The organism is Ruegeria sp., assembly GCF_965199275.1.
Lineage (GTDB): Bacteria > Pseudomonadota > Alphaproteobacteria > Rhodobacterales > Rhodobacteraceae > Ruegeria.
On record NZ_CBDAQX010000014.1, the window covers coordinates 135,229 to 147,899 of the forward strand.

The following is a 12,671-nucleotide window of genomic DNA, read 5'->3' on the forward strand; positions in this document are numbered from 1 at the left end:
ATGTAACATGCGATCTGTCCGGTTCTATTCTGTCTCTGAGAGGAGGCGTTATGAACCGAGCAGAAGTGTTACAGGAAGTTCGACTGATGAAGTTTGAAGATGTGTATTCGCGGCGAAGCGCGAACAAGCTGACGCAAGAACAGGCGGCTGAGATACTGGGTGTATCCGTGCGCACCGTCAGGCGTTGGGAGGATCGATTTGAGGCGGATGGTGCAGAAGGTCTGTACGACCGTCGGCTTGGCAAACTGGCCAACAATCGTGTTGCCACGGATAAGGTCATGGAGATGCTTGAACTGTTTGATACCAAGTACTGGGATTACACGCCGAAGCATTTCCACGAGAAGCTGGTGGCCCACCATGGTTTCACACAGAGCTACAACTGGGTGCGGCTTACACTGCAGCGCCACGGCCGGGTTCAGGCAGCACCCCGACGAGGTGCCCATCGGCGCAAGCGGCCCCGCCGTCCGATGGTTGGCATGATGTTGCATCAGGACGGCTCCAGCCATGAATGGGTTCCGGGTCAGTGGTGGGATCTGATCGTCACCATGGACGATGCCACCAACCGGGTTTATTCGGCATTCTTTGTCGAGGAAGAAGGGACGATGAGCAGTTTTCAGGGGCTGACAGAGGTGATCGAGGCGCAAGGTCTGTTTTGCTCGCTCTATGCCGATCGGGGCTCTCATTACTGGCATACGCCCGAAGCGGGCGGCAAAGTGGACAAGGACAATCTGACCCAGGTCGGGCGCGCCTTGCAGCAACTCGGCATTGAGCTGATCCCGGCCTATTCACCGCAGGCCCGTGGACGGTCTGAACGCATGTTTGGCACGTTCCAGAACCGATTGCCGCAGGAACTGCGGTCCCATGGGATCACAACCATTGAAGAGGCCAATCAGTTCCTGAAAGAGGTCTATCTTCCCGAACACAATGCCCTGTTTGCAAAGGAGCCGGAGGATACGACCTCGGCCTTCGTGCCGTTTACAGGCAATGTGCGCGACACCCTGTGTGTGCAGGAAGACCGCGTCGTCGGCAACGACAATACGGTGCGCTACAAGGGCCTGGTCATGCAGATCGCGGCAGACAGGCACCGTCATCATTTCGTCAAGGCGAAGGTCAGGGTCCACGAATACCCCGATGGTCAACTGGTCATCTTCCACGGCCCGAGATGCATTGGCCGCTACCAGCCTGACGGATCACCCATCACACAGGAGGATAGCAAACACAAAGTCGCGTGACCCGCTTCGACGTGGCGCGAACGCGGTGGCCCAAATCTACGGTCGCCTACGGCTCCCTCCGAATTGGGCCACCGCGCAATCAACTGAAGCGGACAATTGGCATGTTACCTACACCGGACAATTCAGAATGTTCTCGACAATATTATGCCGTGCGTAGCGATCCCCATAAAGCTTTGAGAAACTGTGCAGAGCGCCACGCAGCATGCTCATGGGATAGGGCGCACGCGGCTCGATTGTGTTCATGGACGAAATGTTCACGAATGCACCCCCGCCCTGTTCGATCAATATGGGCGTGACAATGCGGGCGATCTTGACGACGTTCAGTACGTACATATCCAGACTTTCATGCCACAACGCGTCGCTGAGTTCCAAAAGCGGCCCGTCAAAGTCGGGATCAAACCCTACCGTCTTTATCGCTTCTGGCACCGCACCGCCGTGGCCCATATTGCTAACGATTGCATCGATCCTTCCATATTTGCTCATGGTGTCGTCGATCATCTTTTGGAGATCGACGACATCTATTACAGAGCCACGACGACCAATGCCCCCAAGCTCTTCCGCCAGTTCAACAGACCGGTTTGACGGGGACATCAGCGAAACTTTGTAACCCGCCTTTGCCATTTCAATGGCGCAACCCCGGCCAATACCTTGTCCTGTGCCTGTCATCAGCGCGACTTTGGTATCGGGCATGGTATCCCCTTTCTTCAGATGTATTGTATGTGAGAATTATTGCGTTGATAGCAGTGTACCCTCTTAGAATTAGGTAATCCTATCGAGTTAATTGAACATTTCTGTTAGGTTTCCTCACATCATGGAGAACCTCAGACACCTTCGCGCCCTTCAGGCATTTGACGAGACCGCTACCCACTCCAGCCTGAGCAGAGCAGCGGATGTTTTGAACGTCACCCACGGGGCGATCAGTCGACAAATCAAGTTGCTGGAACTGCATCTTGGTGTGACGCTCTTTCACCGCCGACCAAATGGCGTTGAACTGACCAAGGCCGGGGAACGCCTGCATCAATCAACTCGCGGGGCGTTTTCGACATTGCAGCTGGGCGTGATGGAGGTGAAACGACTTCATCACCGCCAGTCGATTACAGTGTCTTTGTCCACATCGCTTGCGCTCAAGTGGTTTGTGCCGCTACTCAACTCGTTTCAACAAGAACATCCTGGTATTTCATTGTTGCTGGACACGAATGATGTATTTGCGGATTTCGATGTATCCGAAGTTGATGTCGCTTTGCGCTTTGGCGAACCCGGCTGGGACGGGCTATATCATGAGCAAATACGGCAAGAGGAACTGATTGTCGTGGCTGCGCCGTCTCTTATTGATCAAACCTGGCTGCCAATGCGCGCCGAGGACGTGGCCAGTCTTCCCCTTTTGCACGACGCCTTTAACGTCGGATGGGAAAGTTGGGCAGCGCAAGTTGGTTTGAGCTCTGATCGGATCAACGCGCAGAGCATCAAGTACGTCGACAGTGCTGTTTTGTTGGAGGCCGCGATTGACGGGCAAGGCGTGGCGTTGGCGAGACGTCTTTTGCCAGCTAGGGACTTGGAACTTGGTCGGTTGATCCGTCTGGATGAAACCCGTGTTCCATTGGATCGCGCACTCTACTTCGTCTGTCGTCCGGGTGATCAAGAACGAGTCACAGTAAGGATTTTCAAGAAATGGCTCATGTCGATTTAAGCCGTGTGCCTCAATCGAAGCTTCGAAAGAGCGGTCACTAGACCACGTTCTTCAGAAGTCGGCTTTGTCCGCGTCGCGGTCGTTTGCGCAGATTGCAGCGAACGGCGGCTACGAGTCCGATGCAGAAGTGACACAGCCCTGACCTTCGCAGCTGCGGCAACACCACGGTTGAAGCCGATAGCCGCAACGCAGCGGCAAAAGCTGCCGTTCGTCCCAACCGCAGCGAGTTTTTCGACACCGCCGTCCGACTTGCGGGCAAAGCGAGTTTCTACTGCGGCTGCACAAGTGGCTGTTCTTAGTTATTCGCGAAGCATTTATGACCTAACTTCCAGTACAAAGAGCGGTAGTAAACGCCTTAGAATTGGCGGTCTTTTAGAATGCCAATGGCTTTGTAGTAGACCGCGATTACATGACGGTCCTTTGTTCGACGTGAGCTGGTACGAGGGCCTTGACGAGGTCTTTCATGTTGAGAACGCCGACCTGTTCACTGCCGCTCATGACCCGGTAGGTCTTGTAGGTGTCGCCGCCCGAGATCGAGATCAGGTGTTCGAGATTGTCATTTACATCCACATCCCCATCATACTCGCCCTCATGGGCACCGTCCTTGTCCATCACTGAACGCACGCGCAGCACGCGGGCGCGGTTGATGTCGCTGACGAAGTCCTCGATGTAAGGGTCGTTCGGGTTCAGCAGGATATTTTGCGGCTCACCCTGTTGCACCACATAGCCATCCTTGAGGATCACAAGGTGGTCGGCCAGTTTGAGCGCCTCGTCTAGGTCGTGGGTGATGAATATGATCGTCTTGTGCAGATCCTTTTGCAACTCAAGCAGCAAGTCTTGCATGTCGGTGCGGATCAGCGGATCGAGCGCAGAGAACGCCTCGTCCATCAGCATGATCTCGGAATCCGAGGCCAGCGCTCGGGCGATGCCCACCCGCTGCTGCATGCCACCGGACAACTGATGCGGAAAATGATCCTCGTAGCCCGCAAGACCCACTCGGGCGAGCCATTTCCTGCCCGCTGCGACGATTTCGTCTTTGCTGTTGCCACGCACCGCCAGAGCCATGCCTGCGTTCTCGGCCACGGTCTTGTGCGGCAGCAGCGCAAACTTCTGGAACACCATCGACATCGTGTTCAGCCGCATGTCGCGCAGCTTCAGAGTGTCATACTCCAACACGTTCTTGCCATTGACCCACACCTCTCCGGCTGTGGGTTCTATCAACCGGTTCAGGTGCCGGATCAGCGTCGACTTACCTGACCCTGAAAGACCCATTATCACCGTGATCTCACCCGCCTGCATGTCGACATTGATGTCTTGCAGGCCAAGCACGTGGGCCTCTTTTTCAAGCAAGTCAGTCTTGCCCATGCCTTGCCGCACATGTTCCATCGCGCGCTCGGGATGCGCGCCGAAGATTTTGTAGAGGTTGCGGATCGAGATTTTTGGTTCAGCGTTCATATCTCGCCCCTTCTTAGTGTTTCTGCGCGGCAGAGACGCGCGCCAAGGCTGCTTTGGATACGCGGTCGAGCACAATGGCGAGCAGCACAATGCCCAGACCGGCGATCAAACCAACGCCCAATTCCAGATTTCGGATGCCGCGCAGCACCAGAACACCCAATCCGGGCGCAGAAACCAGCGAGGCAATCACAACCATTGCAAGGCTCATCATGATGGTCTGGTTGACACCTGCCATGATGTTGGGCAGCGCCAGCGGCAGCTCTACTCCCCACAGTTTCTGTCTCGGCGACATACCAAAAGCGTTGGCCGCTTCGACCACATCCTTGTCAACCAGCCGGATGCCCAGATCGGTCAATCGGATCACCGGCACGATGGCATAAACGATGATGGCGATGCCATATAGCTTCGGCTCGGTGACGCTAAACAAGAAGATCAGCGGGATCAGATAAACGAAAGTCGGCAGCGTCTGCAAAAGGTCTAGCACCGGCAGGATCATGCGTTGGAAACTGTCGGATTTCGCCATGGCGATCCCGATGGGCACACCTAAATGGATACAGAGCCCGGTACAGACCAGCACAATGGAGAGCGTCTGCATTGCGGGCTCCAGATGGTCGATCAGGCCCAGGAAACAGAAGACAATGATCACGAACCCGGTCACGATGGCCGAGCGCGACACATACCAGGTTAATACGAACAGCGCTGGCAGCATGATCCACCACGGCACCGCATCCACTGCAATCAGCGCCCACTCTAGCATCCACGATAGCGGCTGCGTCAGCGGATCCAGCACGAATTTCAGCGCGTCCTTGATCGCTAGGAACCCGTCCTCGACCGCCGAGACAAAATCCCGCGATTGAGGGATTCTCGGGCAGGCCTCGTTCAGTGCATCCAGCGAGGGGAAAGGAAAGGCCGGGCCATTCTCGCCGTTTGTTGCGTTGGTCTGTGCCAACAGGTCCGCCATTGATAGATTGGCGCCGCTGCCTGATGCGTCACACCATTCCCGAAGTCCCAACGCATCGAACATGCGGTCATAAAAAGCCATGTAATCCCTTTCCCTGCCAACCCGGGCGACGAATTGGGACGCCCGGGCCTTTTTGCGAATTTTTTGTTATTTCAGTAGCGCCGACAGTTTCCCGCGAGCTTCATCGTTCAGCCATTCACTCCATGTGTCCTGGAAGTTGGTCAGGAAATACACCGCAGCCTCTTCGCCTGAGGCGTTGTTCTCTTCCTGCCAAGCCAACAGACCGTTCATGACTTCGTTTGTGAACTGGACGTTTTCCATAAGCGCCGTCTCTTCAGGATGCGACTCCGCAAAAGTGTTGGTAACAACCGTGGTCACGTCGCTCGAAGGGAAGGCCCCCAGCACTGGTTCGGCGCATTCTTCCTGGCTGTTACACTCGTGAGCTTCCGGCACATGCGGGCCTACATCAACCTGCACCATCGGGTAGCGGCCAAGGATTGAGGTCGGCGCCCAGTAATAGCCGAACCACGGCTCTTTGGAGTCATAGGCCGAGGCGATAGAGGCCGCCAGCGTCTCGCCCGAGCCGTGGATGAAATCCTCGATCCCCGCATCCGCAAGACCAGCCGCCTTTGCCATGTTCGAGCTGACCCGCTGACAGGTCCAGCCTACCGGGCAATTATGGAACCGGCCGCCCACCAAATCCGGATTGGCCAAAATGCCTTCCATCGTCGTCAATTCTGGATGCGCCTCGGCCAGATAAGTGGGAATCCACCAGGCCTCGACCCCGCCATCCGACAGCACCTTAGCCCTTTCGATGATGGCGCCGCTTTCGATCAAGCCAGGATAGGCCGGGGCGCCGTTGGTCCATAGCTCGGTTAGAATGTCCGGCTCACCGGTTTCCGCAACTGATGCCAGCGCGGGCGTCGTTGCCGATGGAACAATCGTCACGGAACAGCCATAACCCTGTTCCAGCAGGAACTTGCTAACCTGCGTTACAATGATCGCAGAGCCCCAGTCCATCTCGGTTATTGAAATTTCGCCGCAATCTGCTTGCGCCGAACCGGCAACACCAAGCGCGACCGCAGCGCTGGCCGCGAGTAGTTTCATTTTCATTGTAGTCTCCCTAGTTGGTTGTGCCCTGGGCGCTTGCCGGCCCTTCAGGCGTAGAGTTCGTTTTTCTTTAGCCCGTGCAAATGCTCCCTCTTCTTGTTCCCGGTTCCGAATTGCCGAGTTTTCACGATACAGCGCCTCCAGACGAAGTCCAAAAGTTTCTGGAACCAAGTGCCTGGCACGATGCAATCCATCGAAGCGGGCGCGCATATTCCACTTTTTAGCAGCCTGGTGGGGTTAGGTGTTGTTCATGAATTCAATATCGACCGGCACGCCATCCTCAAAAAAACCGGCGGCAGTCGCAGCCTCCAGCAACTCGGCCCCACGCCGCCTACGTGTCGTGATCGAATTGGCGCCCGGGTCTGTGGCAGAGTCCTCTCGGTCCGGCGCAGCGTCCAGCCAAGTGTCTGCCGCCGCGATTTCGGCACCTTCACTGATGCCATCCGGACAGATCTTGCAGCGAAACGGCGGCGATCAGCAACTTTCGTTTTCCCCCCAAAACAGTCGAGCTAGTGAAAATCCCGCAGCGTCCCATCCATCGTTTCAATCGCGGTGGGTCCCGGGCTACCGCGCCAGCGGTAGCGCAAAGAGGAAACTTGGTTCCGGTCAATCCCGTTGTCGGACAGGAAATGCGGCATTGCTTGATCGGGCACAAACGAGATCAACATCAGCCTTGCCTGACATAGACTGAATGTTGGGCCTTAGCTCACCATTTTCATCCTTGATTATGCTCACTTTTCAGGACCAAGGAGCGAAGCATGAAGCCCGCACCCGATGCATAGCCCATCAGTTACAATCCGCTCGAAACGCGCGTTAGTATCCGTTGCGGTCATTTTTTCGAATTATACCTACTGGTTAAGAATGGTCCAATTGCACTAAGTGATGAAGGAGCAATTTCGTTAGTACATCCTCCCAAAAAGCGGTACGGTCTTTGCTCGGATTGGTGACGCGGCCACCTACTGAAGCCAAGACCACGTGGCTTGCAATGGTGTCCGGTCCAAGGTCGGATTATACTGGGGATTAGCATCTGCCTCGCCAGCCGCCGCCAGGCAGAATTTCATTGAGCTCAACTTGTAGTTTTTTTCGTCGAGGCATACCACACATAGTGTCCAAGAAGTGGGCCACAGTGCGCTCCCCTAGCGGGGCGTCGAGCCACGGCTGTTTCGACCTGTTTGTTCTATTTTGCATTTTTCTCAGACAGTTTTCGACACACGGATGCGGTGCTTGTACAGATGATCATAGTGAGGCTTCATCCGGCGGTGCACACGGCGCACGCGTTCAGGGGCGTCAGCCACTTCGATATACCTGCGTTTCTGGGGTTGCAGACCGGTAGACTGGGCTAAATTAGCATGGAAAGATCCACCGTCCCACCAACTATGCTCAGATGGGTCTCCACCAACTTCCCAGGTCAGCGCGTCTTCGATGAAGGGGATACCGACAGAAGCACAGAACGCTGCGGTGACGTGCTTGGGGTCTTCCAGAAGGTCATCACTGTCGATAACCGGGGGGGACTTGCCGCCATTCAGCGCAGTCAATAGGTCAAATAGCGCGCGCTGCTCGGGAAAACCGACCTCAAGCTCATCAAAGTCCGGCCACTTGTTGTACATTGAGGAAATCGTCTTGGCGGGGTCGCGGATCAGGAACGCATGGGTGAAATGTGACAGGAATTCTGGATCCCACATGTGGTTGATGTAATGCGGGAAATCCTTGATGAAGACCGGACCTTTTTCGGCACGATCTTTGATGTCTTCCCACACGCTTTCCAAGGTCAAGCCGGGGGTTGTGACTTCACCCTCTTTGAAGCGCGGCCACATCGGGTCTTCACCCTGGTACCAGGCCTCACCAAAAGGTTCATGAAGGCAATCCAGATCACCGCGCTGGCGCATCATCCATTCAAACGCGGTTGAGGTGGAGCGAGGAATCGCCCAAACAGCTAAAATCTTGTGCATCACTTCAGTCTTTCAGGGAGGAGAGCAGGCTGCCTTGCCGGGTTTCCGGGGCCAGGCCCAAGGTTTTGAAAATGCGCCAGTAGAGCGCGGTGTCATGGCCGATGACTGGCTTGCCGAGGCGTTTTTCAAGCTCGACTTCGTAGTGAACCGGGCGACGGGCGATTCCGTCGGACGGGCGGCGGTAATTGCTCATCCCGTTGATCAGATAGGCATCGACATTGGGCGCTTTGTCAGCGGTATAGTCGAAGGACTTGTAAATTAGCTCTTCGTCAAAGCACCAAATGCAATCGTCAACCTCTTCCTGGCTGTCGAACCACCCTTGGTCAAAAAAGTTTCCAGCCCAGACCACATCAAACCCGGCTTCTTTTAGAAAACCTACGGTGCCCTGATACCAGGTGTCTCTGTGGTAGCAGGCGTTGAGCGCTACCTTCTCGACATTCTGATCGCGCAGTGCCTCGACCATGGCATAGCCTGCCATATGGAACGCGGTCTCGTACTTGTCGCTCAGCATTTCGCAATGGTGACGGATGCCTTCGACACCCAGCCCGCTGGCATGCACCCAGTTCGAGCCAACTTGTCCACAGACGTCAGCGCCGTTATTGGCCATACATTCCATGTACTCTTCCAGCAGGCCAAAGTTCTTTTTGCGCTGATCCAGGCGGTGGGCATAGTCCGGCACGTGCAGCATTCGACCATGCACGCCAACGCTGCGCGGGGCCATGCGCAGGAAATCGGACGGGGCCGCATCAAAATCATGCGGAGGGCAGGTAAACCCCACTTGGTGGGGAAAAAGTCTCACTTTGGGGTCGGCCCATTTCCGAGGCTTAGAATAGTCTGTCACGGCTTGCCCAATCAGATTTAGATCACGAGTTCTGCTGGTGAGGATGGCTGTGGACGCATGCGTTTTCCATTGCTTTTATGTGCTCATAACCATATCAAGAATGATATAGTAGATCGTAGATACAATATCCCTTCTTTAAGCTCGCTTGTTGCATTCGAAGCGGTTGCTCGTCTAAGGGGTTTTGCGCGCGCTGCCGAAGAGCTTAATACATCGCAGCCGGCAATCAGCCGCCATATACGCAATCTAGAAATCCGGTATGGTGTCGCGTTCTTTAATCGCGATAAGAGCCCTGTAGCCCTTACCTCCAAGGGCAGCCAGTTCTACGCCGGTGTTGTCCAGGGCTTCAATGCTTTAGAAAATGCGATTGAAGATTTGAAACAGGTGGACAATCGGGTCACGCTGGTTTGTTCGCACTCAGTCTCGCACCTGTTGTTAATGCCCCGATACGGAAATCTTCGCAACGCCTTAGGAAATGAGGCCGAACTGCGGATCATGACAGCCGAATACAATCTGATTGAAGCGGCAGTGGATACTGGTGGCGATATTGTCTTCGAGTATTCTGAAACAGAGCCCGATACGGAACATGTCCTGGTATGTGAGGAACAGATAAAACCGGTTGGTACGCCTGAAATGGTCAGGAGAGCGTTAGACGCTTTGTCGGGAAAGTGTGAAGCACCGCCTCTTCTGCGGCTACAGAAAGAAAACTTCGGCTGGGTGGATTGGATAGATTGGTGGAGGGCACACCCAGAATACGCTGATTGGCCGATTTCAGAAGAATTCGACAGTTATGTCTATCTTTTGGAAGCCGCGGCTTTGGGTCAAGGTTTGGGTTTGGGTTGGCGAAGCTTTGTTGATCCGTATCTGGCGCGTGGCGATTTGGTAGAGATGCCAGTCGATTGGCATTCGACATCCACTAAGGTCTATGCCCGGCTAACGCATTTTGGGCAAAAAAATCCTGCGGCAAGAAAATGTTTGTCTTTGCTGGCCAATCTTCAATGAGTGTGACCGCGAAACACGGCTTTTCTAGTATAGACGATGTTTCCGACCCCGCTGACAATATTCTTGGTTGCTACTCTATCTGGCTGAGAAGACGGACAATAACGAGAATCTCGCTTTCTGGATTGCGGTGATCCCGAAAAACGCTCACGCGACGGTAGTTCATGCCCGATGCAGCATTCGTGGCTAAGGGCTCATCGCGGACCTCGGAGGCAGCGCAGCATGCTGTGATAGAATTTTCCGTTCGACGCCGGTTTGTCGTTGTGACCGATCAGGGATTGTCGCTTTGGTTCTTTGGCTGACCGCAGGTGGAACAGCGATCAACCTGTGACATCGTTTCGGCATGCACGCGGTTGCGGATATGATCCGCAGCGCGGCGCGAGAGACCCAATTGCTTGCGAACTGCGTCAATTTCTTTCTCATCGGCCTCGCAGATATCGCCGTCTACCAACGCCTTTCGAAATTCACTTTCCAGGCTGGCCCGTCGGCGGTGCAACTGGTCGTTTAGACCGCTTGCTATGATCCCTGCTGGCAATGCAGCCATACCAATGCCAATCACTGTGATCGCAGCGCCGAAGATCTTACCGGCAACTGTCACGGGCGTTACGTCGCCATAGCCGACGGTTGTCAATGTCGCCATCGCCCACCACATCGCCGCCGGGATTGAGCCAAAGGCTTCTGGTTGCGCCTCGTGCTCTGCGAGCCAAGCGCCACTTGCAGCAAAGATCAGCATCACCATCAGGATGAAGAAACCCGCAAAAAAGGCGCCCGCTTCTTCCTCGAACACCGCAAGCAGCATGCCGAGCGCGGGTGAGTACCTTGTGAGTTTGAGCAAGCGCAACATACGGAAGGTTCTTAGCAGCCGCAGGTCAACCGGAAAGAGTAGGTAAAGCAGCGCTGGGAGTATGGCCAATAGGTCGATTATTGCGATTGGAGAAACGGCCCAGGATGCGCGCGTTTTGTAGTTTGGGTTTTCTGTCGCAACCCACAGCCTCGCCGCGTATTCCACCACGAAAACGAACAATGAAAGGCCTTCAAACAGATTGAGTGCGACCCCCCAGCGGTCATAGATTGAATCGACCGTTTCAAGGATAACAGCGGCCACGTTCAGCGTGATCAGAGCGATTAGAGCGAGTTCAAGTACCCAAGGGCCAGTCGCAGCACGGTCTGGGCGCTCGAGCCACCAGTACACTCTTTTTCTCAGGTAGTTTGCACGTTTCACAGCTTCAGTCATGGCGAAGCTTCGCTCCTGCGCGCATCAAGGGAATCGCGATTTGAGACAGCAAGGCCGTGCCCCAAATCAGATTGCCAACCAAGGAGGGGACATGCGGGACGATATAGAAACACGCGATTGCCAGAACGATCCCAAACACCCGCACATCCCAGCGCCCGAAATCTGAGGCCACACGGTGTTCAATGACGTTCTGAAGTACCCAAAGCATGGCGATGTAGCCCGCAAGGCCGAAACAGCCAATGGCGGCATATTCTGTTGGGTAAGGCTCCCAAAACCCGACCTTAACCTCGGCCGCAAGGGCCACGCCGACCATTACGCCACACAACATCAAGACCAGATGAGCAAGCCACCAGATCACCAAGGTCGAAACCTTTTTGTCTTTAGGTTTGGCGTTGCCAACGAAGTCGAAATAGATCCAACACATCACGAACATCGAAACGCCGCCAATTACAAAGTTGACCAGCACGTCTGGTGAAACTTTGTAGATGCCTTTCTCAGAAAGTGTGACGACCAGTTTGAAGAACCCTTCACCCAAAACGATCAGCGTCAACAAGGCAAACCGCTCTGCCATATGACCGAGGCGCGGGACGAACCGTTCAAAGCGCAGGACAGTGACGCCGGGGATCATGTACATCGCCTGCGTGGCAACCATCGCGGCAGCAAACGCCCAATAGGCAAGCGGTTTAGGCAGAAACGCCGTAATGGCAAAGATCACTGCAAAGGCCGAGAAGTTGCGGATCTGTGCCGCCGACATCGAAACGCCCGAGGAATTGGTTCGCTGAGCACGGAAATATAGCGCGGCGATCATGGCTCTGTTCGCGGCAAACCCCAACGCGAAGAAAACCCAGCCCTTGCCGTCGATGGCGGGGATGGCGGCGGCCATGAACATCACCGTACAGATCATCACGGCCATGATCAGGCGATGCCAGAAATCGGTGCTGACGTAGATCGAGTTGAAAATACTGAGCTCACCCCACGCGTACCAGAGCGTGATGAAGACACCGGCGAACACAAGAAACCCATTCAGATCGAGGTGGTGTGACAGGTAGTTCCCAAGAAGGAAGATCGTCACAACATGGATCAGGTCATAGAACAACTCGGCCCAGTGGACGTGGTCGTGAGTGTGGTCGAGGTCTTGATGATGTTGCGGCTTCCGCCACATGGGGTGGTTATGCAGTGCCATAAATTAGGGACCCTTCAAAATTC

At 54.9% G+C, this 12,671-nt stretch carries 12 protein-coding genes; 3 read left to right on the plus strand and 9 right to left on the minus strand.

The window, feature by feature from the left end; translation table 11 throughout:
• The first annotated feature begins 50 nt into the window (after window positions 1-50).
• Window positions 51-1,232, plus strand: a complete 1,182-nt coding sequence (locus tag ACOERD_RS10530) for an ISNCY family transposase (RefSeq protein ID WP_419737631.1) — start codon at window positions 51-53, stop codon at window positions 1,230-1,232.
• Window positions 1,233-1,340: 108 nt separating this feature from the next.
• Here the strand turns inward: ACOERD_RS10530 and ACOERD_RS10535 are convergent, their stop codons facing one another.
• Entirely contained in the window at window positions 1,341-1,922 is a 582-nt protein-coding gene (locus ACOERD_RS10535) for an SDR family NAD(P)-dependent oxidoreductase (protein WP_419739000.1), read from the minus strand.
• Window positions 1,923-2,043: 121 nt separating this feature from the next.
• On the opposite strand from ACOERD_RS10535, the gene ACOERD_RS10540 reads away from it, so the two are divergent.
• Complete coding sequence (locus ACOERD_RS10540; RefSeq protein ID WP_419739001.1) at window positions 2,044-2,919, plus strand: LysR substrate-binding domain-containing protein; 876 nt, start codon at window positions 2,044-2,046, stop codon at window positions 2,917-2,919.
• Window positions 2,920-3,324: 405 nt separating this feature from the next.
• On the opposite strand, the gene ACOERD_RS10545 is transcribed toward ACOERD_RS10540, so the two are convergent.
• The 6 genes from ACOERD_RS10545 to ACOERD_RS10570 form a co-directional block, all read right to left on the minus strand.
• Window positions 3,325-4,374, minus strand: coding sequence for a quaternary amine ABC transporter ATP-binding protein (locus ACOERD_RS10545; RefSeq protein ID WP_419739002.1), 1,050 nt, complete (start codon window positions 4,372-4,374; stop codon window positions 3,325-3,327).
• 13 nt (window positions 4,375-4,387) lie between these two features.
• Window positions 4,388-5,416 (minus strand): ABC transporter permease, encoded by a 1,029-nt coding sequence (locus ACOERD_RS10550; RefSeq protein WP_419739003.1) that lies wholly within the window; start codon window positions 5,414-5,416, stop codon window positions 4,388-4,390.
• Window positions 5,417-5,482: 66 nt separating this feature from the next.
• The gene (locus ACOERD_RS10555) at window positions 5,483-6,448 is read right to left on the minus strand and encodes an ABC transporter substrate-binding protein (RefSeq protein WP_419739004.1); all 966 of its coding nucleotides are present in this window, start codon (window positions 6,446-6,448) and stop codon (window positions 5,483-5,485) included.
• 234 nt (window positions 6,449-6,682) lie between these two features.
• Entirely contained in the window at window positions 6,683-6,898 is a 216-nt protein-coding gene (locus tag ACOERD_RS10560; RefSeq protein WP_419739076.1) for a hypothetical protein, read from the minus strand.
• A gap of 740 nt (window positions 6,899-7,638) precedes the next feature.
• Entirely contained in the window at window positions 7,639-8,394 is a 756-nt protein-coding gene (locus ACOERD_RS10565) for a sulfotransferase family protein (protein WP_419739005.1), read from the minus strand.
• A gap of 4 nt (window positions 8,395-8,398) precedes the next feature.
• Window positions 8,399-9,193 carry a hypothetical protein gene (locus tag ACOERD_RS10570; RefSeq protein WP_419739006.1) on the minus strand — a complete coding sequence of 265 codons (795 nt, stop codon included), beginning with the start codon at window positions 9,191-9,193 and terminating at the stop codon, window positions 8,399-8,401.
• 99 nt (window positions 9,194-9,292) lie between these two features.
• On the opposite strand from ACOERD_RS10570, the gene ACOERD_RS10575 reads away from it, so the two are divergent.
• Window positions 9,293-10,234 (plus strand): LysR family transcriptional regulator, encoded by a 942-nt coding sequence (locus ACOERD_RS10575; protein ID WP_419739007.1) that lies wholly within the window; start codon window positions 9,293-9,295, stop codon window positions 10,232-10,234.
• Between the two features lie 268 nt (window positions 10,235-10,502).
• Here the strand turns inward: ACOERD_RS10575 and ACOERD_RS10580 are convergent, their stop codons facing one another.
• Window positions 10,503-11,465 carry an ion transporter gene (locus ACOERD_RS10580; protein WP_419739008.1) on the minus strand — a complete coding sequence of 321 codons (963 nt, stop codon included), beginning with the start codon at window positions 11,463-11,465 and terminating at the stop codon, window positions 10,503-10,505.
• Window positions 11,458-12,648: a low temperature requirement protein A gene (locus ACOERD_RS10585; RefSeq protein WP_419739009.1), complete on the minus strand. Its 1,191-nt coding sequence runs from the start codon at window positions 12,646-12,648 to the stop codon at window positions 11,458-11,460. Before ACOERD_RS10585 ends, ACOERD_RS10580 begins: the two co-directional genes overlap by 8 nt.
• Between the last annotated feature and the right edge of the window lie 23 nt (window positions 12,649-12,671).

Bases quoted from the DNA above. Each gene is read 5' to 3' on its own strand.
- ACOERD_RS10530 (WP_419737631.1), top strand. From the start codon at position 51: ATGAACCGAGCAGAAGTGTTACAGGAAGTTCGACTGATGAAGTTTGAA.
- ACOERD_RS10535 (WP_419739000.1), bottom strand. From the start codon at position 1,922: ATGCCCGATACCAAAGTCGCGCTGATGACAGGCACAGGACAAGGTATT.
- ACOERD_RS10540 (WP_419739001.1), top strand. From the start codon at position 2,044: ATGGAGAACCTCAGACACCTTCGCGCCCTTCAGGCATTTGACGAGACC.
- ACOERD_RS10545 (WP_419739002.1), bottom strand. From the start codon at position 4,374: ATGAACGCTGAACCAAAAATCTCGATCCGCAACCTCTACAAAATCTTC.
- ACOERD_RS10550 (WP_419739003.1), bottom strand. From the start codon at position 5,416: ATGGCTTTTTATGACCGCATGTTCGATGCGTTGGGACTTCGGGAATGG.
- ACOERD_RS10555 (WP_419739004.1), bottom strand. From the start codon at position 6,448: ATGAAAATGAAACTACTCGCGGCCAGCGCTGCGGTCGCGCTTGGTGTT.
- ACOERD_RS10565 (WP_419739005.1), bottom strand. From the start codon at position 8,394: ATGCACAAGATTTTAGCTGTTTGGGCGATTCCTCGCTCCACCTCAACC.
- ACOERD_RS10575 (WP_419739007.1), top strand. From the start codon at position 9,293: ATGCGTTTTCCATTGCTTTTATGTGCTCATAACCATATCAAGAATGAT.
- ACOERD_RS10580 (WP_419739008.1), bottom strand. From the start codon at position 11,465: ATGACTGAAGCTGTGAAACGTGCAAACTACCTGAGAAAAAGAGTGTAC.
- ACOERD_RS10585 (WP_419739009.1), bottom strand. From the start codon at position 12,648: ATGGCACTGCATAACCACCCCATGTGGCGGAAGCCGCAACATCATCAA.